Raw genomic sequence first — 20,547 nt, 5'->3', positions numbered from 1 at the left:
TGATCGCGTCGACGTGGGCACGAGCTTCCCGGGAACGATCTGGCTCGTGGATCGACGCACCTGCCCCCCGTCAGCAACTGCAAAGGAATCAGCGCTGTGGCTCAGCATCGCCACAAGCGGGAAACCCCTGCTACCCCCGTCTCGTCCCGGTTCCCCCGATCCGTCCCCCGATCCGTGCTGGTGTCCGCACCACTCGCTGTCGTGGCGACGCTGTCCGCGGTGACCATGGGCGTCCTGGCCGCCGAGCCGGCCACCTCCGATGACCACCTGATGGCCGCGTCCGGGTCGCAGTCCATCTCGGGACCTGCGAAGGCGAGCGCCGACGACGTCTCGTCGGCTCTCGCGCGACGCGGTGATGTCGTCTCCCGCTCCACGATCCGCACCGCCGCGAAGGCCGAGTCGGCCGCGCGCAAGGACATGGCGGTCGACCAGCAGGCGCGCCGCCTCGCCAAGAAGCTCGACGAGTCGATGTGGACCACCGACGTGCTCAACCTCTGGGACGGCCCGTCGGAGAAGTCCGACAAGATCGGCGAGATCGGCGCGATCAGGCAGGTCACCGTCACCGGCCGCCAGCAGCTCGGTCGCACGCAGGTCGTCATCGACGGCCAGTCGCGCTGGGTGAGCTCGGACTACCTCAGCGCCGACAAGCCGCAGCCCGAGCCGGAGGGCCCGAGCCTCGGCGGCACGTGCGCCAACGGGTCGGTCATCTCGGCCGGCCGTGCCGCGCTCTACGAGATCCACGACGTCGTGTGCGCCAACTGGCCGCAGATCACCAGCTACGGCACGTGGCGCGGCGACGGCGAGCACGGTCAGGGTCGGGCGATCGACATCATGATCACCGGCGAGACCGGGTGGGCGGTGGCCAACTTCCTGCGCGCCAACTACTCGGCCCTGGGCATCGAGTACATCATCTTCTCCCAGCACATCTGGTCGGTGGAGCGCAGCGGGGAGGGCTGGCGCGGCATGTCGGACCGTGGGTCGGTGACGGCCAACCACTACGACCACGTCCACGTCACGGTCTACTGACCGATCTCCCCGCGGTGGCGTCCCCGGCGCTCGCTAGGCTGACCGGCCGATGAGCATCGAGGAGCTGTACGACGACGCGGCGCGCGAGCGCGCCGTCGCCGAGCCGCCCAAGCGCGTGGACGCCCCGGTGCGGCTGGCGTTCGAGCGCGACCGGGCGCGCGTCGTCCACGCGGCCGCGTCGCGCCGGCTCGCCGCGAAGACCCAGGTGGTCGGACCGCAGACCGACGACTTCGTCCGCAACCGGCTCACCCACAGCCTCGAGGTCGCCCAGATCTCCCGCGACCTCGCCCGCGCGCTCGGCACGCACCCCGACATCGCCGAGACGGCGGCGCTCGCGCACGACCTCGGCCACCCGCCCTTCGGCCACAACGGCGAGCGGGCGCTGGCCGAGCTGAGCGTCGGGTGCGGCGGGTTCGAGGGCAATGCCCAGACGCTGCGCCTGCTCACCCGCCTGGAGTCGAAGACCTTCGACGCGGACGGCCGGTCGGCCGGGCTCAACCTCACCCGCGCGACCCTCGACGCCTGCACGAAGTACCCCTGGCCGCGCTCGGACGCCGACGGCCCCCACGGCGTGCACGCCGACGGCACGCCGCGCGTGGTGGTGAAGTTCGGCGTCTACGACGACGACCGCCCGGTGTTCGACTGGCTCAGGCAGGGCGTCGAGGGGCGTGGGCGCTGCCTCGAGGCCCAGGTCATGGACCTCGCCGACGACGTCGCCTACTCGGTGCACGACGTCGAGGACGGCATCGTCGCCGGCCGGCTCGACCTGACCCGCCTCGACCGCGACGCCCTGTGGGCGACGGTGCGGTCCTGGTACCTGCCCGGTGTCGACGACGCCGCGCTCGACCGGGCGCTCGCCGACCTACGGGCGGTCGGGTCCTGGCCGCGGACGTCGTACGACGGCAGCAGGCGGAGCCTCGCCGCGATCAAGAACCTCACCAGCGACCTCATCGGTCGCTTCTGCGGCAGCGTGCAGGAGGCGACCTTCGCCGCGACGGACGGCCGGCCGCTCGTGCGGCACCGCGCCGACCTCGTCGTCCCCGAGTCCACCGAGGTCGAGATCGGCGTGCTCAAGGGCATCGCCGCCCACTACGTCATGCAGGCCGACGACCGGGTCTCGCTCATGGAGCGCCAGCGATCCCTGGTCGCCGAGCTCGTCGACGCGATCTGGGACCGCGGCCCCGACGCCCTCGACCCGGTCTTCGTGCAGGACTGGCAGGACGCGCCCGACGACGTCGCCCGTCGCCGGGTGGTCATCGACCAGGTCGCGTCCCTGACCGACGCCAGCGCCGTCGCCCGCCACGCCGCGCTGGTCGAATAGCCGAGCGAGGACGACTACTCGACCAGCGGTGGACGGCTCAGGGCAGGTTGCCCTGGGGGTAGGGGTTGTCCTGGAGCGCGGTGCTCTCGGGGTTGAGCTGGTCCTCGAGGTCGGACCGGTGGTCGCCCGACCCGGAGCCCGACGGGGTCACCTTGTCGGCGGCGGTGCTCGCGGCGGCGGCGACCTTGTCCTTGACGACCGGCGCCTTCTCCTTGGCGAGGTCGGCGGCCTGCGAGGCCTTCTCCTGCACCCGCGGGTCCTCCTTGACGCGGGTCGCGGCCTTCTTGATCTGCTCGTAGCGCTCGCGTCCGGCGCGGGTGCCGAGCACGTAGCCGATCCCTCCGGCGATGAGCAGGCTGAGCTTCCTCATGGGTTCCCTCCCTGGGGTGTGGTGGTGCAGGTGAGCGGGTGTGGTCAGTGGTTGCGCCGACGCCAGAGCAGCAGCACCACGGCCATCGCGACGAGCGACCCGGCCGCGGCGAGCACCTCGGCGCGCGGGGCGCCCGAGTCGGTCGTCGCGGCGTCCTTGAGCGAGGCGACCTTCTCCTTGGCCTGGGACTTCACGTCCAGCTTGGCGGCGAGCTCGTCGACGGTGTCGGCGAGCTGGGCGCGCTGGGCCTCGATCTCGGCCTCGATCTGCTCGGGCGTGCGCGCCCCGCCGGTCGGTCCGGTCGTGTCAGTCATGGTGGGCACCCTTCACGGTCGCGATGTCGTCCTTGATGCCCTGGATGGCGCGCTCGGGCGCGGCCGGGGTGGCCTCGGCGACCTTGCTCCTGCCCACCAGCCCGGCGACGGCGGCGGCGGCGAGCAGCACCAGGCCGACGATGAGCGCCGCGAGCCAGGCGTCGACGACGTTCGCGAGCCCGAGGATGGCGGTCGTGACGAAGGTGGCCAGCGCGAAGAAGGCGAGCAGACCGGCGACGCTGAACATGCCGATCCCGACTCCGGCACGCTTGCCCTTCTCGGCGACCTCCGCCTGGGCCAGGCGGATCTCCGAGCGGATCAGCTCGGGGATCTGCTGGGAGAGCTGGTGGACGAGCGCGCCGAGGGTCTGACCCTCTGGCGCTCCCTGCTGAGCAGTCATGCCCTCGACCTTGCCAAAGCGTGTGGAGGCACACCAGACCGCGCCAACCCGAAAGGGTGCACTCCACCCACATCGGTCGTTGTGGAGACCGCCCCTCGAGGGTGGGTACGCGCCCGTAGACTCCCGGGCGTGGCAGGCCGGATTCGCGACGACGACATCGCCGAGGTGCGCGAGAAGGCGCGGATCGACGACGTCGTGTCGCAGTACGTCACGCTCAAGCGTGCCGGGGCCGGGTCGCTGAAGGGCCTCTGCCCGTTCCACGACGAGAAGACGCCGTCGTTCAACGTCAACCCGTCCCGCCAGTTCTTCCACTGCTTCGGTTGCGGTGAGGGCGGCGACGTGATCGCCTTCGTGATGAAGGTCGACGGGCTGACGTTCACCGAGACGGTCGAGCGGCTGGCGGAGAAGTACGGCGTCCAGCTGCGCCGCGAGGACGGCGACGACGAGCCCGTCCGACCGCGGGGTCCGGCGCGCTCGCGGCTGCTCGAGGCACACAAGGTCGCCCAGGAGTTCTACGCCGAGCAGCTCGGGACCGCCGACGCGGTGGTCGCGCGGCAGTTCCTCGACCAGCGCGGCTTCGACCAGGCCGCGGCCCAGATGTTCGGCGTCGGGTTCGCCCCGCGCGACGGCGAGGCGCTGACCCGCCACCTGCGCGGTCGCCGCTTCACCGACGAGGAGTCGGTCGCCGCCGGGCTGGTGGCCCTCGGCAGGTCCCACTACGACCGGTTCCGCGGCCGCCTGGTCTGGCCGATCCGCGAGGCCAACGGCGACACGATCGGCTTCGGGGCCCGCCGGATCTTCGACGACGACCGCATCGAGGCCAAGTACCTCAACACCTCAGAGACCGCGATCTACAAGAAGAGCCAGGTGCTCTACGGCATCGACATGGCGCGCACGGCGATGAAGGACGCGCAGCAGGCCGTCGTCGTCGAGGGCTACACCGACGTGATGGCCTGCCACCTCGCCGGCGTACGCACCGCGGTGGCGTCGTGCGGCACGGCGTTCGGCGCCGACCACGCCCGCGTGCTACGGCGCTTCCTCGGCGACCACGACACGACCAGCGGCGAGGTCATCTTCACCTTCGACGGCGACTCGGCCGGCCAGAAGGCGGCGATGAAGGTGCTGGAGACCGACCAGGTCTTCGCCTCGCAGACCTACGTCGCCGTCGCGCCCGAGGGCATGGACCCGTGCGACCTGCGGCTCAAGGAGGGCGACGAGGCGGTGCGTGAGCTGGTCGCCAAGCGGCAGCCGCTCTACCGCTTCGCCCTCGACAACATCCTCGCCCGCCACGACCTCGACCGCGCCGACGGCCGCATCGACGCCCTCCGCGACGCCGCGGGGCTGGTCGCCGGGATCCGCGACAAGACCAAGATGGACTCGTTCTCACGCGAGCTCGCGCACATGGTCGGCGTCGACGTCGACGAGGTCCGCACCGAGGTCCGCCGGGCTGCCAGCCGGCCCGCCAAGCAGCCCGACGAGCGTCGTACGCCGAGGGCGAGCGAGGCCCCGGAGCCCGTCGAGCCGCCGCGGCCGGCGCTGCCGAGCCTGTCGGACCCCCGGTTCCTCATCGAGCGCGAGATGCTCAAGCTCGTCATCCAGCACCCGGCGGGAGTCGGGCGCACCACGGCGCACGTCACGACCGGCGACTTCACGCACCCGACCTTCCAAGGCGTGTGGGAGGCGGTGACCGCTGCCGGGGGACCGACCAGTGGCGCGGAGGACCCCGGCTGGGCCAACAAGGTGCGCGGCAGCGCGAGCGACCCGGCCGTGGTCGCCGCGATCACCGAGCTGGGGGTCGAGCCCGTGCGCGGCACGTCCGACCCGACCCCGACCTTCGCGGTCGCCTACGTCTACCGCCTCCAGGAGCTCACCACGTCCCGCCGGATCGCCGACGTCAAGGCCCGCCTGCAGCGCACCAACCCTGTCGAGAACGCGCTGGAGTACAACCGGATGTTCGGCGAGCTGGTGATGCTCGAGCAGCACCGCCGCAAGCTGCGCGAGGGTGCCGTGGGCCAGCCCGGGGCCTCGGCATGATGGGTCCGGTCAGCTGGCGCCGGAGCCCGGTTCCGCGCATCGACGTCGGTCCCCGGGAGAAGGTCCTCGCGGTCACCGAGGCAGCCGACGGCACCGTCCTCGCCGGCACGCGCGACGCGTTCTACGTCAGGACCGACGACGACACGCGCCGGGTGCCGTGGGAGCAGGTCGAGGCCGCCGACTGGGACCGCGACACCGACACCTTCCGGCTCTCCGAGGTCGGCTCGTGGGGCGAGCAGCGACCGGTGCACGTGGCCGTGCTCGCCGACCCCGGCCGCCTGCTGGAGCTGGTCCGCGAGCGCGTCACCGCGAGCGTCGTGCTCCAGCGCCACGTCGCGCTCTCGGGTCGCCGCGGACTGCGCGTGATCGCGCGCCGGGCACCGTCGGGGGCCGGTGGCGTGCAGTGGGTCTACGAGTACGACGAAGGCGTCGACCCCGACGACCCGGCGGTGCGCAAGGTCGCGCAGGCGACCCTGCAGGCGATGCGCGGGGAGGTCGGCCTGCCCTGATTTCACCCGGGCGCGCGCTGCTTGCTAGTGTTCTGCCCCGCTGCACAAGCGATCCCCTATAGCTCAATTGGCAGAGCATTCGACTGTTAATCGGAGGGTTCCTGGTTCGAGTCCAGGTGGGGGAGCACCCGAAGGGCCCGAGGCGTCATGCCGCGGGCCCTTCCGCTCTTTCCCGCCCCATTTCGCCCACGTAACGCTTCGGCGCGGCGTGTGAACTGTGGGTAACACCAGGCGCGTCCGCTCTGCTGCCGCGTCAGGGTGGGGCCCATGACCGCGGACCTCGACCCCGGCGCGCCCGCCGCGCCCCAGTTCCTCGTCCGTCCCGACGGGTCGGTCGTCGGGGACGACGGCGCGTCAGGCGCGCTCGCGGCCGCGCTGCCCTACACCGGACGGCTGGCCCGGCGCCTCGGGGAGCTCGTCGGCGGCGGCGACCTGAGGCTCGTCGAGGCTCGCGGGCTCGACCAGCTCATCGTGGGCGTCACCTGGACACCCGCGGGGGAGGGCACCTTCCGCGCCGTGGTGGCGCCGCTCCCGCAGCGCGCCGTCCCCTCGTTCACCGTCGTCGGCGCCGTGGACACCTCCGCGGCTCTCGCGCACTGCCTCGACCGGCTCTCCAGCCTCGGGGGAGTCGAGTGGTGCTCGGTCGTCACGGCGGACTCACGGGTGATCGCCGCCAAGGGAGACCGGGACGGCCTCCCGCCTCTGGAGGAGGTCGGCAACCGGATGCTCGCGATCCTCCGTTCGCTGGAGGACCAGCACGCCGCGGGCTTCCTGCGGCTGCGCTTCGAGCACGGCACCGTCGTCGGCGCCTCGCTCGGCAGGCACGCGCTCGTCGCACAGATGGACCCGGCCGAGGACGACGGGCTGGTCGCGATGATCGACGAGATCCGCGCGATCCTCGCCGGCCACGACCTCGCGTCGGTCCGTACGGCGACCGAGCCCGAGGCCGCGGTGGAGCAGCCGGCCGCCGCCCCCGAACCCGCTCCCGCGCCCGCGCCGCTCGTGGGCGCCCGCTTCGGCGGCGTGGCACCGCCGCGCAAGGAGCGTCGCGCGCGCCGCTTCGGGCGGTAGGGGTGTCCTAGTCCCCCCACCCGAGCGGGAACACCTCGAACGTCGCGGCGTGGGTGACGCCCAGTCCCTGGCCGCCGCCGCGCAGGATGCCGTCGAGGAACTCCTCGGGGTCCCAGCCCTCCCAGCCGAGACCGTCGATGTAGGCCTTGTGCTCCTTCAGCGAGGCGACGCCGTCCTGGAACGTGTCGGTGACGTCGACCGCGTGGCCCGCCTGCGGCGAACCGGCCGCCCACACGGCGCGGACGCCTCCCCACGGCTCGAGGCCGTCGGTGAGCTGCTCGGGGAAGATCCACCGGTTGCCCGCGTCGCGCACCGCGTCGAGCACCGCGCGGCCCACGGCGATGTGGTCGGCCTGGTTGAGGTTGGTGCCGCCGAAGGTGTCCCGGAAGTTGCCCGTCATCACGATGTCCGGGCGGTGCGTGCGCACGACCGCGGCGATGGTGCGCCGCAGGTCGACGCCGTACTCCAGGATGCCGTCGGGCAGCCGCAGGAACTCGACCTCGTCGACGCCGACGGCCCGCGCCGAGGCGATCTCCTCGCCCTCGCGCAGCGGGCCGCTCTCGTCTGGGTGCAGGCCGTCGATCCCGGCCTCCCCGCTGGTCACCATGCAGTAGACGACACGCTTGCCCTGACCGGTCCAGCGCGCCACCGCCGCCGCCCCGCCGTACTCGATGTCGTCGGGGTGGGCGACCACGAACAACGCGGTCTCCCAGTCCTCGGGAAGGGCCTCGAAGGTGGGGGGAGTGGGGCGGTCGTCCGTCATGCCCCGAGCATGGCAGCCCGAGCGTTGTGTAGTGAAATGGTCCAATTACTCGTATAAGGTCCCGATCATGACGTCCTACGCGCCCACCCGTCGTGGCTTCCTCGCCTCCGCAGCCGTCGTCGGAGGCGCGGCCCTCCTTCCGGCCTCTGTCTGGCGCGCGTCGCTCGCCGCCGGTGCCTACCCCGCGATCCTCAAGCCGACGCCGGCGAACCTCTTCAAGGACTTCGGCACCAACGCCGAGATGCTGTGGAGCTCGGTGGACCCGAAGGCCTACCTGACGCCGCAATCACGGCTGTTCGTGCGCAACCACTCCCGGACGCCGACGATCGACCGCTCCACCTATGCCCTGCGGGTGTACGGCGACGGGCTGGCCACGCCGCGCTCCGGGGCCGAGGCGCTCACCCTGTCCTTTGCCGACCTCCAGCGCCTGCCCCACACCGACCTGACCGCCGTCGTCGAGTGCACCGGCAACGGCCGCAGCTTCTTCACCACACAGCAGGGTCAGTCGGTGTCCGGTACGGCCTGGACGCTCGGCGCCGTCGGCACGGTCCGGTGGAGCGGCGTCCGGCTGCGTGACGTGCTCGCCGCCGTCGGGATCGCGCCCGACGCCGTCTCGATCCAGGCCACCGGCCTCGATGACGACTTCGTGTCCGGCGGGACCAACTACGGGCGCGTGCGCCGGCCGTTCCCCGTGGAGAAGGCGCTGGACGACGCGCTGCTCGCGTGGGGGATGAACGGCGAGGACCTGCTGCCCGACCACGGCTACCCGCTGCGCCTGGTGCTGCCGGGCTGGGTCGGCATCGCGAGCATCAAGTGGCTGGGCTCGCTGGAGGTGTCGAGGACGCAGCTGACGTCGCCGTGGAACACGACCTTCTACCGGATGACCGGCCCGCAGTGGCCCGCCGACTCGCCGCCGCTCACGGTCAACCCGGTGCGCTCCGCGTGGGAGCTGGCGAGGGACCAGGTGCTGCCGGCCCGTCCGGTCACCCTCACCGGCCGATCGTGGAGCGGCGCGGGCCGGATCAGCAGGGTCAGCGTCAGCCTCGACGGCGGTGGGTCGTGGCGCCTCGCCGTCCTGGACCGCCGGGGCCGCGAGGACCAGGGCTGGACGCAGTGGTCCGTGCGGTGGGGCAACCCGCGTCCGGGACGCCACGAGCTGCTCGCCCGGGCGACCGACGAGCAGGGCCGCACGCAGCCGCTCGAGGCGGCGTACAACACCCAGGGCTACTTCTTCGACGCCGTCGTACGGCACCCGGTGCAGGTCGCCTGACGGCTCGGGCCGGGATCAGGCCAGGCTCGGGCCGGGATCAGGCCATGACGCCGACGGGGGTCGGCGCGAAGCCCGGGAAGACCTGTGCCGTCGAGACCCCGAACCGGCGGGTGACGACCTCGCTGAGCACGCTGCGGTAGTCGGTCGTGACGAGCACGTCGGCGTCGAGGGAGTCGGTCAGGCCGGGCCATGACCCGTAGTAGCGACCACCCCGGACCCCGGCACCCGCGACGAACATGACGTTGCCGAAGCCGTGGTCGGTGCCGTAGTTGTCGTTCTCCTTGACCCGGCGGCCGAACTCGCTCAGCGTCACGAGCGTCACCCGGTCGGCGAACGGACCGAGGTCGGCGAAGAAGGCGGCAATCGATCCGGCGAGGTCGGCGGCGTTGCGACGCAGGTCGCCCCACTCGACGGTGCCGAGGTCGGTGTGCATGTCCCAGTCACCCTGGTCGACGGTCACCACCTCGGCGCCGACGCCCGAGCGGACGATCCGCGAGACGTCGGAGAGGGCGTTGCCGAGCTGCGTGTCGGGGTAGGGCGTGGCCGCCGACTCGCTCGCGGGCAGGTCGCGTGCGGCGCTGAAGGTCTGCGACCCGGCGATCGCGTCGCGCATCGCGCGGCTCATCGGGCTGCTGCCCTTCCACGCGTGCTGCAGCGACTGCACCCGTCGGCCGTCGTCGTCGGCACCGGCCACCTCGGCGCGGTCCACGCCGTTGACCACGAACGCGGGGTTCACGCCGAACAGGGACGTGGGCACCTGGTTGCCCATCGCGGTGCCCTGCAGCGGTGACGTGCCGGGCAGGTCGCCGAGCAGCCGGTTGAGCCAGCCGTTGCGCTCGCTCGATCCGGGCGCGGCGTCCTCGATGGCCTCCATCGCGGCGAAGTGCGACCGGTTCGGGGTCGCCATGCCGGTGGCGTGCACGGCGGCCAGCGTCCCCGCGTTCCACATCGGCAGCAGCGGCGCCAGGGCCGGGTGCAGACCGAACATCGCGTCCGGCGCGAGCAGGGAGGTGTGGGGTACGCCGATGCGCGGGCGCGCCGCGTAGTAGGCCGGGTCGCCGTGCGGCACGACGAGCGACAGCCCGTCGGCGGCACCACGGAGCGACAGCAGGACCAGGACCGACCCGAGGGGCGAGGACAGCCGGTTCGTGGTGCGGCCGGTGACGGCGTACGCCTGCGGTCCGGAGCGCGTCAGGCCGGGGCCGAGGGCGAGGGCGCCGCCGGCGAGGGCGGTGCCGAGGAGCGCGCGCCGGCTGAGGGCCAGCCGCGCCTCGTCGTAGTCGGGGCACCCGCAGGAGCGGATCGGGTCGGAGGTGGGGGAGGTGTCAGTCATCTCAGCACGCCAGGTGGTCGGGGGAGTCGAGGACGGCGGCCAGCAGCCGCGCGAAGCCCCACTGGTAGAGGCCATGCTCGCGGTCGATCTTCTCCTTGGGCCGGCAGCCCGTGGCCAGGCACGCGGTCTCGAGGAGGTTCTTCGACGCGGGGCGGTGGAGCAGGTCGCGGCTGACCGCGTCGACGAGGTCGGCGAACCTGATCGGCTTCTTCGCCGGCACCCACGCCGACGGCTTGCGGTAGCGCAGGTCGACCGTCGGCCACCAGCCACCCGCCATGCCCCAGTGCATGCTCATCGAGCCGAGCGCGCGGGACGGTGAGGCCCAGATGTCGTTGCGCACGGGCGTGCCGTCCGGACGCGGCCAGGCGTGCGGGGACAGGCCCAGCCCGGACGCCTGCCACAGCATCGCGATCGCACCGGAGTCGTCGTGGCGGGGGCGGCCGACCTCGACGCCGAGCGCGCGGTAGGTCGCCACGACGTCCTCGCTGGGATCGCGCAGCTTCTGGCCGGCACAACGCCGGAACTCCTTGCTCGCCGCCAGCGCCCGCAGCACGGGGACGATCTCGGTGTCGTTCTTGAGGTAGACCTTCGCGAGCCGGTCGACCAGCGACGACGGCGGGTCGTCACGGACGAACTTGGTGGCGAGCCGCTCCGCGATGTGGCGGGCGGTCAGTGGGTGGTGGGCGAGGTAGCGCAGGTAGTCCCCGGTCAGCTCCCGGCCGTCACCCTTGCGGTTCTTGTCGCTGAACCCCTTCACCTTCACGGTGCCGGTCCAGTGGTCCTCCTTGACGTAGGACGCGGCCCATGTCTCCCAGAGGTCCACGTGCCACCCGGTGAGGATCCGGGCCGAGGCCTTCACGTCGTCCTCGCTGTAGTTGCCCGCACCCAGCGTGTGGAGCTCGAGCAGCTCGCGTCCGAGGTTCTCGTTGGGGGCGCGCTTGGTCGACGTCGCGGCCGACAGGAAGATCAGCATCGCCGGGTGCGTCGTCGTCTCGGCCAACATCTGGTCGAAGCGGCCGAGGGCGTGGCGCCGGATCGTCGCGCCGTAGTCGGCGCGCCACGTGAAGTGGGCGTCGCCACTGACGGGCACGTGCAGCATGCCCTCCCAGAACTCGGTCATCTTCTCCAGCACCGGGCGCCGGGTGCGGATCCGGCGGACGAGCAGCCAGCGGCCGTAGTCCTCCATGACCTGCCAGCCGCCGCGGACCTCGTCGACCTGGCGCTTCCAGAGCTCGGCCGGCTTCCGGTCGAGGTCCGGCCACCAGCGCCGTACCTCGTCGGCACCGCGGTCCGGGAACGCACCCGGCTTGGTGAGCTGCTTCTCGAACCACGCCTGCGCGCCGCCGGCACGTCGTACGTCGTCTGCCAGCGCGGCGTCGATGCCGTAGCTGAAGCGCGTGACGAGGTGGCGCTGCGACGGCGTCAGCAGCGCAGCACGGTCTCTCCCACGGTCCCTGCCCACGATGTTCCTTCCCTCCCGAGGGGGCCACTGTCCCACGAGCGGGGCATGCGTGGAGGGGTTATCGGGTCACGGAACGAGAGTGGGCGCGCAGGAGCGCCGGACCGGCCTGGACGGCCGAACCGGCGCTCTCACGCGGTGAAGATGGTCCGGCTCAGGGAGCAGCCGGGGGCTGGCACTTGTCGCACGGCGGCGTCGACGAGGCCGTGAGCGCGAACGTGCCACCGCCGGTGCCGTTGGTCTCGCCCTCGTGCCCGGGCACGACGTAGGTGTAGGGAGCCGTACCGCTGATGGTGGTGTTGTCGCTGTTCGGCTCACCCTGCAGCGCGAAGTCCACCACGCAGCAGCCGGCCTGGCTGAACGTGAGGGTGACGTCGTCCTGCTCGCCCGCCTGAGGATCCGAAACGGTGCCCGTGGTGACGAAGGCGCAGCTCTCGCTGGCATCGCCGAGACCGACCTGGAACAGCTGGTCCGGGGCGCCGCCGAGGCTGACCGACGCGTCCCGGACGGTGATGGTCACCGGGTAGTCGAAGGTCGAGCACACCCGGACGCGCACGACGTAGCCCTTGGTGACACCGGTGCTCTTCTGGCACGACGCGCCGGGCAGCTTGCAGGCGACGCCGAGCGGCGTGAAGGTGACGGTTCCTGCAGAGACGGCGAAGGCCGGCGCGGCAGCGGCGACGGCCACGGCCGGCGTGGTCCAGGCAAGTCCCCGGGTGACGGTGCGCCGGGAGACGACAGTCCCGCCGACACGGTCGACGATGGGCAGATCGCGGCGTTCGCGAATGGTCATAGCAATTCCCCACAGTGATCTAGCAAGATCGGGACCGACCCCAAATCGGCCCCGCTGACAGCGCACCTCACGGGCGCTAGGTTCAGGGAACCCGCTGCGGCGGCCGAGAACCATGCAGGCCGGTTCAAGAGTTGACCGGGTTTTGGGGGAAACAGATGTCTGGACGTCTGGACCGGAGCGTCAGCACCCCTAGAACGCCCGTAGGCAGTGGGCTGCGTCACAGCCGCCGCGACGCCGGTGCGGATGGGCTCTGCGGTCGGCGGCACGGATAGGGTGCCGCTCGAGGGGCGGTAGCTCAGTCGGTCAGAGCAGAGGACTCATAATCCTTGGGTCGTGGGTTCGAGCCCCACCCGCCCTACGCGACGTGTCGTCCGCCGGAGGCTCAGCCCTCGCCGGCGATCAGGTAGCCGTCCCCGTCGCGCTGGAGCTGCAGCCGGCCCTGCTGGCTGGTGCTGCGTCCTGCGGTGGTCACGTAGTCGATGGTGTACGTCGTGGTGAGGGTCGCCGGGTCGACGGCGATGTCATGCGGCCGCGCGGAGCTGATCGTGCCCCAGAAGCCGGAGTAACGCCCGTAGCCCCCGCTGGCGTCCTGGAACTCGGGTGTGAGCATGTCGTACGCCGACTCCGGGTCCGACGTCACGAGGGAGAAGTAGTCCTGCAGGAAGGTCCGCACCTCGGCGCGGGTTCCGCCCGACGCCGGCGTCGGCGTCGACTCGGAGCTGGGCTCGGACGATGGCTCGGAGGACGGACTTCCCGTCGGCTCGGACGGGTCACCTGTCGGCTCGTCCGACGGATCCGGGCTCGCGGACCGTCCGGTCCCGGCGCCCGGGCGCTCGTCGTCACCGGAGCGGACGAGCCAGGTGCCGAGGCCGGCCAGCACCGCGAGGACGAGGACCGCTGCGATCCAGCCCCACGGCCCGCGCCCGCGCCGTACGTCGTCGTCGCGCGCCGGGTGGGGCGGAGCGGTGGGTCGTGCCGCACGAGGAGCGGCGGCCGGTGCCGGCTCGGCGGGCACGGCCGTCATCCTGGTGGTGCGGGTGGCGTCGACCGAGGCGGGCGACGGCGTCCCTCGAGCGATGTGCCGCAGCTCGTCCCGGACGCGCTCGGCCGACCACCGCCGGCCGGGGTCCTTGACCATCGTGCGGGCCAGCAGCTCGGCCATGGGGTGCCCGTCCGGCAGGCGGGGTGGCTCGTCGTGCACGATCCGGTAGAGCCCACCCATGATGTTGTGGCCGACGTCGTACGGCGCCCGCCCGACGACGGCGTGGTGGAGCGAGGCTCCGAGCGACCACACGTCGCTGGCGGCGCTCGCGGGCGAGCCGGACGCCACCTCGGGGGCGAGGTAGGCCGGCGAGCCGGTGACCTCGCCGGTCACCGTCAGTGCCGCGTCACCTGCGCTGCGGGCGATGCCGAAGTCGCCGAGCTTCGCGTGGTCGTCGTCGCTCACGAGGACGTTGCTGGGCTTCACGTCGCGGTGGACGATCCCGGCGCGGTGGACCTGGACCAGGCCGTCGGCCGCCTGGGCGAGGATCCCGGCCGCCCTCTCGACGCCCATCGGTCCCTCCGCGGCGACGATCTCGGAGAGGGTCCGGCCGCGGACGTGCTCCATCACGAGCCAGTAGCAGTCGACGTCCTTGACCAGGTCGAGGATCGAGACCACGTGGGGATGCGTCAGCCCGGCGGCGATCCGCGCCTCCCGCTCCGCACGCTCGACGTCCTGGTCGGTCGTGCCGGGCAGCAGGCCGATCCTCTTGATCGCGACCGTCCGTCCGAGCACCTCGTCGTGCGCGAGGTGCACGATGCCGGCGCCCCCGCGCCCGATCTCCCCGTCGAGGGTGTACCTGCCTGCGATCACGCGTGCCCCTTTCGCTGGACCGCCCTTCACGTTAACGGCGCCGCAGGTCGCCGCTCACACCCGTTCGGACCGGACATCGGGGGGTACTAGCACCATCGGACATCTCGTCGGGTCCACGGTCCGCAGGAAGGCTGGAGCCACCTACCCAGGAGGATCCATGACCACCATCAAGAACGCCACCACCGGCCTCGGCCGCGCGATCGCCGTCGGCGCCGCCCTCGCCACCCTCTCCGTCGGCGCGCTCGCCGCGAGCAGCCCGGCCGCCTCGGCACACGTCGGGTCGCTCTCCCTGCGCAGCCACGGCGACGACGACCCGGCCGGTGACGACAACGGCGGTCGCACGGGCGGCAGCGACGACGACGGCACGCACGACAGCACCGACGACAACGGCGGCACCCGCACCGGCGGCAGCGACGACGACGGCACCCACGGCAGCACCGACGACAGCACTAACGACAGCACTAACGACAGCACCGACGACAACGGCGGTACGCGCTCCGGCGGGGGAGGCGACGACCGGGTGATCCGCACCGGCGGCTGCAGCGGCAGCGCCGACTGGAAGCTCAAGGTCAAGACCGACGGCGGCCGGCTCGAGGTCGAGGGCGAGATCGACAGCAACGTCGCGGGCCAGCAGTGGCGGTGGACGCTGCGCCACAACGGCTCCGTCAGCGACCGCGGGACCGGTACGACGGCGGGCCGCAGCGGCTCCTTCGACGTCGAGCGCCGCATCGTCGACCTGGCGGGCGCGGACGCGATCGCCTTCCGCGCCGTCCGCGACGGGCAGGTGTGCCGGGGTGTGGTCAACTACTGACCCGGCTCGATCTGCGGTCGGGCCCACCTGATCCCCGCTCGATCCCGAGGTCCCATGCGTTGGCTGACGAATCCCGTGGCGCAGTTCCTCGCCGCGGGATTCGTCACGCTCGTGGTCGTCGTCCTCGTCACCGGAGCCCTCAGCCGCCAGGCGGCCGACGAGGAGGCGGTGGCCGATGCCCGCGCCATCACCCAGGTGCTCGGCAGGTCCGTGGCCCAGCCGGCGATCCCCGAAGGGCTGGTCTCCGGCGACGCCGCGGCCATCGACCGGCTCGACCGCACCGTGCTGGACCGCCTGCTCGTGGGCGACGTACGCCGCATCAAGATCTGGGGCGCCGACGGCACCATCCTCTACAGCGACCGCACCGAGCTGATCGGCGCGGTCTACCCGCTCGGTGACGACGAGCTCGAGGTCATCGAGGACGGCGGCACGGACGCCGAGCTCTCGGACCTGGGCCGGCCCGAGAACCGCTACGAGCGCGCTCTCGGCGGCGACCTCCTCGAGGTCTACACGCGGGTCTGGTCACCCGAGGACGAGCCGCTGCTCTTCGAGGCCTACTTCACCGCCGACGAGCTGAGCCAGCAGCGCTCGGCGATCCTCGACCGCTTCCTGCCGATCACCATCGGCGCGCTGGCCGCGCTGGTCCTCCTGACGACTCCGCTGATGCTGCTGCTCACGCGCCGGCTGTCGCGGTCGTCGCGCGAGCGCGAGCGACTGCTCGAGGCGGCCGTCCGGGCGTCCGACGCCGAGCGGCTCCGGATCGCGCGCGACCTCCACGACGGGGTGGTGCAGGACCTCGCGGGCTCGTCGATGGCGCTGTCGACCCTCGCCACCCGGAGCAGCGAGCCGATGTCCAGCGACCTCGACGAGGTCGGTCGCTCGCTGCGCATCAGCATGCGTGCCCTGCGCTCGCTGCTGGTCGAGATCTACCCGCCCGACCTGCACACCGCCGGTCTCGCCGCCGCCGTGCAGGACCTGGTCGCCCCTCTGTCGGGAGCCGGCGTACGGGTCGACGCGGACGTGAGCGGGGACGAGGACGCGTCCGCGGCGGCCGTCGCGCTGGTGTGGCGGCTGGCCCAGGAGGCCGTGCGCAACGTGGCACGGCACGCCCGGGCCCGCCGGATGTCACTGACCGTCCGACGCGAGGAGGACCACCTCGTGCTCGAGGTCGTCGACGACGGCGTGGGCTTCACGCCGTCCGAACGGTCCGACGACGCCGGCTTCGGCCTGAGGGCGGCGGAGAGCCTCGTGCGCGAGCACGGCGGCACGATGGAGGTGGAGTCGACGCCCGGGTCGGGCACGATCGTCAGGGTGGAGGTCCCGCTGTCATGACCACGACGATCCGCGTCGTCCTCGCCGACGACCACGCCGTCGTACGACGTGGGCTGGCCGGCCTGCTCGAGTCGACCGACGACCTCGAGGTCGTCGGGCTCGCCAAGGACGGGAGCGAGGCCGTGGAGCTGGTCCGCGAGCACCGTCCCGACGTCGCCGTGATGGACCTCCAGATGCCGGTGGTCGACGGGGTCGCCGCAACGCGCGCGATCGTGGATGAGCAGCTCGGCACGGAGGTGCTGGTGCTGACGTCGTTCTCCGACCATGCGCGGATCGACGCCGCCATCGAGGCCGGGGCGGTGGGCTACCTGCTCAAGGACGCCGAACCGGAGGCCCTCCTCGACGGCATCCGCGCGGTCGCGCGCGGCGAGTCACCGCTCGATCCCCGGGCGGCTCGACGGCTGCTGTCCCGGGCGGCGCGCCCGGGCGACGTCACGGCGACGGCGGACACTGCCGCGCTGTCGCCCCGGGAGGCGGAGGTGCTCCGCCTCGTGGTCGAGGGGCTGCTCAACAAGCAGATCGCCGGTCGGCTCGGCATCACCGAGCGCACCGTGAAGGCCCACCTGACGTCGGCCTACCAGCGGATCGGCGTCGCCGACCGCACCCAGGCCGCGCTGTGGGTGCAGCGCAACGGCCTGGACGCTCGCGGCGACTGACGTCAGGCCTCGCCGGCGATCAGGTACCGGTCGCCGCTGCGCTGGAGCTGGAGCCGCACCCGGTCGGTGTTGGTGCGCCCCGTCTTCATCCGGTAGCTGACGGTGTAGTCGACGGTCCCGTCGGACGGGTTGCTCGAGACGCTGTCGAGCCGGGCCGACTCCACCTGGCTCCACCAGCCGATGTAGTCGCCGTAGCCGCCGCTCTTGTCCTGGAACTCGGGAGTCAGCTGGTCGAAGGCCGCCTCGGGGTCGGTCGTCACCGTGGCGAGGTAGCTCGTGATGAACTCGTCCATCTGCCGGCGCTGCTCCTCGGCCGTCGGCTGGGCCGGGCTGTCGCTGGGGTTGTCGTCGGGGGAGTCGTTGGTGCTGGCACTGCTGGCCGGGGAGGTCCGCGCGGAGTCGTCCGGCGCGGCCTCGGGAGTGCCGCGTCCCGCCAGGACGTAGGCCGCGACGATCGCGGCGACCGCCGCGACGGCTGCTGCGGCGATGAGACCCCAGTGGTGCCGTCGCCGGCGCGCGGCGCGCGGGAGCGGTGCAGGTCGGACGGGCGGCAGCACGCCGGTCGGCTCGGCGGCGGCAGGAGCGGGTGTCCTCGCCGCCGGGACGGCCGCGGTCGAGCGCTGGCCGCGCGCGATCCGGGCGAGGTCGTCCCGCACGCGCTGCATCGACCACCGCTCGTCCGGGTCGTGGGTCATCATCACCGCGAGCAGGCCGGCCATCGGGTGGTCGTCGGCCAGTCGCGGCGGGTCCTCGTGGACGATCTTGTAGAGCGCGCCGATCAGGTTGTCCCCGACGTCGTACGGCGGGCTGCCGGTGACCGCGTGGTAGAGCGTCCCGCCGAGCGACCACACGTCGCTGGCAGCGGTCGCCGACGACCCGCTGGCGACCTCGGGTGCCAGGTAGGCCGGCGACCCGGTCACGAGACCGGTCTGCGTGAGCGAGGGGTCGTTCTCCGAGCGGGCGATGCCGAAGTCGTTGAGCTTGGCACCGGCGGCGGAGATGAGGATGTTGCTCGGCTTCACGTCGCGGTGGACGATCCCGGCGGCATGGGCCTCGACCAGCGCGTCGGCGGTCTGGCCGAGGAGAGCGGCCGCCTCGTCAGCGGGGATCGGCCCCGAACGGCGCACGCGCTCGCTGAGCGTCTCGCCGTCGACGTACTCCATGACCAGCCAGCGGGCGTCGGCCTCGTCGACGAGGTCGAACACCGACACCACGTGGGGGTGGTTGAGCGCGGCGGCGAGCCGGGCCTCCCGCTCGGCCCGCTCGAGCTCGACGTCGTCGGAGCCCGGCATCGTCCCGATGCGCTTGATGGCCACCTGCCGGCCGAGGACGTCGTCGTGCGCGAGGTGGACGGTCCCGGAGCCCCCGCGACCGATCTCCCGCTCGAGCCTGTACCTGCCTGCGATCACGTGCCGTCCCTCCTGACTGCTCGCCCTAGGCTAGTGGCCGACCACCAACCCGACTCCACCCGAAGGAATCCACGTGACGACCCCGAATGTCCTCGACGAGCTGGAGTGGCGCGGCCTCATCGCCCACTCCACCGACCGCGACGCGCTCCGCGCGGCGCTGGGCGAGGGGAGCGTCAAGTTCTATGTGGGTTTCGACCCGACAGCACCGAGCCTGCACATGGGCAACCTCGTCCAGCTGGTGACCGCGCGCCGGCTCCAGGAGGCGGGTCACACGCCCTACATCCTCGTCGGCGGCGCCACGGGGATGATCGGCGACCCGCGCGACTCGGGCGAGCGCACGTTGAACTCGCTCGACACGGTGAAGGAGTGGACCGAGCGGGTGCGCGAGCAGGTCTCGCGCTTCGTGAGCTTCGAGGGTGACAACGCCGCCTCGACGGTCAACAACTACGACTGGACCGCGTCCCTGTCGACGATCGACTTCCTGCGCGACATCGGCAAGCACTTCCCGGTCAACCGGATGCTCGCGCGCGACACCGTGAAGCGTCGGTTGGAGTCCGGCATCAGCTACACCGAGTTCTCCTACGTGCTGCTCCAGTCCATGGACTACCTCAACCTGTTCCGGGAGCATGGCGTGTCGCTGCAGTTCGGCGGCTCGGACCAGTGGGGCAACATCACCGGCGGCGCCGAGCTCGTGCGGCGGGTGACGGGGGAGAGCGTCTACGCGTTCGCCACCCCGTTGATCACCAAGAGCGACGGCACCAAGTACGGCAAGACCGAGGGCGGCGCCCTCTGGCTGGACGGCTCGATGATGTCGCCCTACGCCTTCCACCAGTTCTGGCTCAACGTCGAGGACGAGAAGGTCGGTGAGCTGCTGCGCATCTTCACCTTCCTCCCGCGCGAGGAGATCGAGGACCTCGAGGAGCAGACGGCCGAGAAGCCCTTCCTGCGCGCGGGCCAGAAGCGGCTGGCTGACGAGGTGACCGCGCTGGTCCACGGGGAGCACGAGGTCGAGCAGGCCAAGGCAGCGGCGGCGGCGTTGTTCGGCGGGGGAGACCTCGGTTCGATCAAGCCCGACACGCTCTCCGCCGCGTTGCGGGAGGCCGGAGGTACGACGGTCCCCGCAGGCGAGCTGCCCGGCATCCTCGACCTCCTCGTCACCGCCGGGCTGGTGAAGAGCCGGAGCGACGCGCGCCGTACGGTCGCGGAGGGCGGGGCCTACCTCAACAACGTGCGGGTCGAGGACCCCGAGCTGCGTCCGACCGAGGCCGACCTGGTGGGCGGGTCGTGGCTGGTCCTGCGCCGCGGCAAGAAGAACTTCGCCGGCGTCGAGGCGGTCTGAGGCAGCGGTCCGGGAGCGCGTGGAACGGGGCGTCGACACGCCACACCACGCGCCCCATGCGTCACAGCAGGCCTCTGACCTGCGAAAACGCGGATGTGCCCGCGGTCACACCGTCTCGATTTGCGCGATGTCATGAGTACGCATACTGTTCTCTTCGTCGCCAGGGAGCGGCGGGGAACAAGACCGGTCAGGTCGGGTTCCCGGCCCCGGGCAGGACAACCCGAAGCGGTCATCGGTCACGGTGACACCACCGGGTCAGAGCGAAACAGGCGAGGATTTGCCACGTCAGAAAGTCGCTCGCTAGGTTTTACCAGTTGCCTCACGCAACCGAGATCCTCACCGGATCGCGATGTGAGTGCGTCTGATCCTTGAGAACTCAACAGTGTGTTTGATTAGTCGACGAATTAGTTTGTTTTGCCCCGTTGACTGTCTTGTCTTGGCCTCTTTTGTGGGGTTGGGGTGGGGTGGTCGCGGATTTCTTT

The 20,547-nt window shown here is 71.9% G+C and carries 19 protein-coding genes and 2 tRNA genes; 12 read left to right on the top strand and 9 right to left on the bottom strand.

Annotated elements, in window-relative coordinates; all coding sequences use genetic code 11:
- Positions 1–180: 180 nt before the first annotated feature.
- Both L2K70_RS18370 and L2K70_RS18365 read left to right on the top strand, forming a co-directional pair.
- Positions 181–1,026, top strand: a complete 846-nt coding sequence (locus tag L2K70_RS18370) for a VldE C-terminal domain-containing protein (RefSeq protein ID WP_236404726.1) — start codon at positions 181–183, stop codon at positions 1,024–1,026.
- A gap of 49 nt (positions 1,027–1,075) precedes the next feature.
- Entirely contained in the window at positions 1,076–2,347 is a 1,272-nt protein-coding gene (locus tag L2K70_RS18365) for a deoxyguanosinetriphosphate triphosphohydrolase (protein ID WP_236404725.1), read from the top strand.
- 37 nt (positions 2,348–2,384) lie between these two features.
- On the opposite strand, the gene L2K70_RS18360 is transcribed toward L2K70_RS18365, so the two are convergent.
- The 3 genes from L2K70_RS18360 to L2K70_RS18350 are packed head-to-tail and all read right to left on the bottom strand — an operon-like array spanning position 2,385 to position 3,431.
- Positions 2,385–2,717 (bottom strand): YtxH domain-containing protein, encoded by a 333-nt coding sequence (locus L2K70_RS18360; RefSeq protein ID WP_236404724.1) that lies wholly within the window; start codon positions 2,715–2,717, stop codon positions 2,385–2,387.
- Between the two features lie 44 nt (positions 2,718–2,761).
- On the bottom strand, positions 2,762–3,031 hold the full coding sequence (locus tag L2K70_RS18355) for a DUF3618 domain-containing protein (protein WP_236404723.1): 270 nt from the start codon (positions 3,029–3,031) through the stop codon (positions 2,762–2,764).
- Positions 3,024–3,431, bottom strand: coding sequence for a phage holin family protein (locus tag L2K70_RS18350; protein WP_236404722.1), 408 nt, complete (start codon positions 3,429–3,431; stop codon positions 3,024–3,026). Before L2K70_RS18350 ends, L2K70_RS18355 begins: the two co-directional genes overlap by 8 nt.
- Before the next feature lie 129 nt (positions 3,432–3,560).
- On the opposite strand from L2K70_RS18350, the gene dnaG reads away from it, so the two are divergent.
- From dnaG to L2K70_RS18330, 4 genes are all read left to right on the top strand, one after another.
- Complete coding sequence (gene dnaG / locus L2K70_RS18345) at positions 3,561–5,465, top strand: DNA primase (RefSeq protein ID WP_236404720.1); 1,905 nt, start codon at positions 3,561–3,563, stop codon at positions 5,463–5,465.
- Positions 5,462–5,974 (top strand): hypothetical protein, encoded by a 513-nt coding sequence (locus L2K70_RS18340; protein ID WP_236404718.1) that lies wholly within the window; start codon positions 5,462–5,464, stop codon positions 5,972–5,974. The genes dnaG and L2K70_RS18340 overlap by 4 nt, the downstream gene beginning before the upstream one ends.
- Positions 5,975–6,026: 52 nt before the next feature.
- A tRNA-Asn gene (locus L2K70_RS18335) sits at positions 6,027–6,099 on the top strand.
- A gap of 142 nt (positions 6,100–6,241) precedes the next feature.
- Positions 6,242–7,045, top strand: a complete 804-nt coding sequence (locus L2K70_RS18330) for a hypothetical protein (RefSeq protein WP_236404716.1) — start codon at positions 6,242–6,244, stop codon at positions 7,043–7,045.
- A gap of 7 nt (positions 7,046–7,052) precedes the next feature.
- On the opposite strand, the gene L2K70_RS18325 is transcribed toward L2K70_RS18330, so the two are convergent.
- Positions 7,053–7,808: a PIG-L deacetylase family protein gene (locus L2K70_RS18325; protein ID WP_236404715.1), complete on the bottom strand. Its 756-nt coding sequence runs from the start codon at positions 7,806–7,808 to the stop codon at positions 7,053–7,055.
- A gap of 67 nt (positions 7,809–7,875) precedes the next feature.
- Here L2K70_RS18325 and L2K70_RS18320 point away from each other — a divergent pair, with 67 nt between their 5' ends.
- Positions 7,876–9,078 carry a sulfite oxidase gene (locus tag L2K70_RS18320; RefSeq protein ID WP_236404713.1) on the top strand — a complete coding sequence of 401 codons (1,203 nt, stop codon included), beginning with the start codon at positions 7,876–7,878 and terminating at the stop codon, positions 9,076–9,078.
- 37 nt (positions 9,079–9,115) lie between these two features.
- Here L2K70_RS18320 and L2K70_RS18315 read toward each other — a convergent pair whose 3' ends face one another.
- The 3 genes from L2K70_RS18315 to L2K70_RS18305 form a co-directional block, all read right to left on the bottom strand.
- Entirely contained in the window at positions 9,116–10,411 is a 1,296-nt protein-coding gene (locus L2K70_RS18315; protein ID WP_236404711.1) for a DUF1501 domain-containing protein, read from the bottom strand.
- Between the two features lies 1 nt (position 10,412).
- The gene (locus L2K70_RS18310; protein ID WP_236404710.1) at positions 10,413–11,873 is read right to left on the bottom strand and encodes a DUF1800 domain-containing protein; all 1,461 of its coding nucleotides are present in this window, start codon (positions 11,871–11,873) and stop codon (positions 10,413–10,415) included.
- 151 nt (positions 11,874–12,024) lie between these two features.
- Positions 12,025–12,663 (bottom strand): hypothetical protein, encoded by a 639-nt coding sequence (locus tag L2K70_RS18305; RefSeq protein WP_236404707.1) that lies wholly within the window; start codon positions 12,661–12,663, stop codon positions 12,025–12,027.
- Positions 12,664–12,947: 284 nt separating this feature from the next.
- Here L2K70_RS18305 and L2K70_RS18300 point away from each other — a divergent pair.
- Positions 12,948–13,021 (top strand) — tRNA-Ile (locus L2K70_RS18300).
- 24 nt (positions 13,022–13,045) lie between these two features.
- On the opposite strand, the gene L2K70_RS18295 is transcribed toward L2K70_RS18300, so the two are convergent.
- Positions 13,046–14,518: a serine/threonine-protein kinase gene (locus tag L2K70_RS18295; RefSeq protein ID WP_236404705.1), complete on the bottom strand. Its 1,473-nt coding sequence runs from the start codon at positions 14,516–14,518 to the stop codon at positions 13,046–13,048.
- A gap of 157 nt (positions 14,519–14,675) precedes the next feature.
- Here L2K70_RS18295 and L2K70_RS18290 point away from each other — a divergent pair, with 157 nt between their 5' ends.
- The 3 genes from L2K70_RS18290 (at position 14,676) to L2K70_RS18280 (ending at position 17,317) form a co-directional block, all read left to right on the top strand.
- Positions 14,676–15,329, top strand: a complete 654-nt coding sequence (locus tag L2K70_RS18290) for a hypothetical protein (RefSeq protein WP_236404703.1) — start codon at positions 14,676–14,678, stop codon at positions 15,327–15,329.
- A 75-nt stretch (positions 15,330–15,404) separates the two neighbouring features.
- Positions 15,405–16,661, top strand: coding sequence for a sensor histidine kinase (locus tag L2K70_RS21815; protein WP_236404702.1), 1,257 nt, complete (start codon positions 15,405–15,407; stop codon positions 16,659–16,661).
- The gene (locus L2K70_RS18280) at positions 16,658–17,317 is read left to right on the top strand and encodes a response regulator (RefSeq protein WP_236404701.1); all 660 of its coding nucleotides are present in this window, start codon (positions 16,658–16,660) and stop codon (positions 17,315–17,317) included. The genes L2K70_RS21815 and L2K70_RS18280 overlap by 4 nt, the downstream gene beginning before the upstream one ends.
- A 2-nt stretch (positions 17,318–17,319) precedes the next feature.
- Here the strand turns inward: L2K70_RS18280 and L2K70_RS18275 are convergent, their stop codons facing one another.
- A complete protein-coding gene (locus L2K70_RS18275; protein ID WP_236404700.1) occupies positions 17,320–18,726 on the bottom strand; it encodes a serine/threonine-protein kinase in 1,407 nt (468 codons plus the stop codon).
- Between the two features lie 73 nt (positions 18,727–18,799).
- On the opposite strand from L2K70_RS18275, the gene tyrS reads away from it, so the two are divergent.
- A complete protein-coding gene (tyrS, locus tag L2K70_RS18270) occupies positions 18,800–20,065 on the top strand; it encodes a tyrosine--tRNA ligase (protein WP_236404699.1) in 1,266 nt (421 codons plus the stop codon).
- The last annotated feature ends 482 nt before the right edge of the window (positions 20,066–20,547 follow it).

This window comes from Nocardioides potassii (assembly GCF_021648885.1).
GTDB classification, from domain to species: Bacteria; Actinomycetota; Actinomycetes; order Propionibacteriales; family Nocardioidaceae; genus Nocardioides; species Nocardioides potassii.
The sequence above is the reverse complement of the archived record's forward strand: the minus strand, read 5'-3'. Positions and strand labels throughout refer to the sequence as shown.

Coding starts and splice junctions, on each gene's coding strand:
- L2K70_RS18315 (WP_236404711.1), bottom strand. CDS start 10,411: ATGACTGACACCTCCCCCACCTCCGACCCGATCCGCTCCTGCGGGTGC.
- L2K70_RS18355 (WP_236404723.1), bottom strand. CDS start 3,031: ATGACTGACACGACCGGACCGACCGGCGGGGCGCGCACGCCCGAGCAG.
- L2K70_RS18325 (WP_236404715.1), bottom strand. CDS start 7,808: ATGACGGACGACCGCCCCACTCCCCCCACCTTCGAGGCCCTTCCCGAG.
- L2K70_RS18305 (WP_236404707.1), bottom strand. CDS start 12,663: ATGACCATTCGCGAACGCCGCGATCTGCCCATCGTCGACCGTGTCGGC.
- L2K70_RS18330 (WP_236404716.1), top strand. CDS start 6,242: ATGACCGCGGACCTCGACCCCGGCGCGCCCGCCGCGCCCCAGTTCCTC.
- L2K70_RS18280 (WP_236404701.1), top strand. CDS start 16,658: ATGACCACGACGATCCGCGTCGTCCTCGCCGACGACCACGCCGTCGTA.
- L2K70_RS18365 (WP_236404725.1), top strand. CDS start 1,076: ATGAGCATCGAGGAGCTGTACGACGACGCGGCGCGCGAGCGCGCCGTC.
- L2K70_RS18350 (WP_236404722.1), bottom strand. CDS start 3,431: ATGACTGCTCAGCAGGGAGCGCCAGAGGGTCAGACCCTCGGCGCGCTC.
- L2K70_RS18340 (WP_236404718.1), top strand. CDS start 5,462: ATGATGGGTCCGGTCAGCTGGCGCCGGAGCCCGGTTCCGCGCATCGAC.
- L2K70_RS18290 (WP_236404703.1), top strand. CDS start 14,676: ATGACCACCATCAAGAACGCCACCACCGGCCTCGGCCGCGCGATCGCC.
- L2K70_RS18360 (WP_236404724.1), bottom strand. CDS start 2,717: ATGAGGAAGCTCAGCCTGCTCATCGCCGGAGGGATCGGCTACGTGCTC.
- L2K70_RS18320 (WP_236404713.1), top strand. CDS start 7,876: ATGACGTCCTACGCGCCCACCCGTCGTGGCTTCCTCGCCTCCGCAGCC.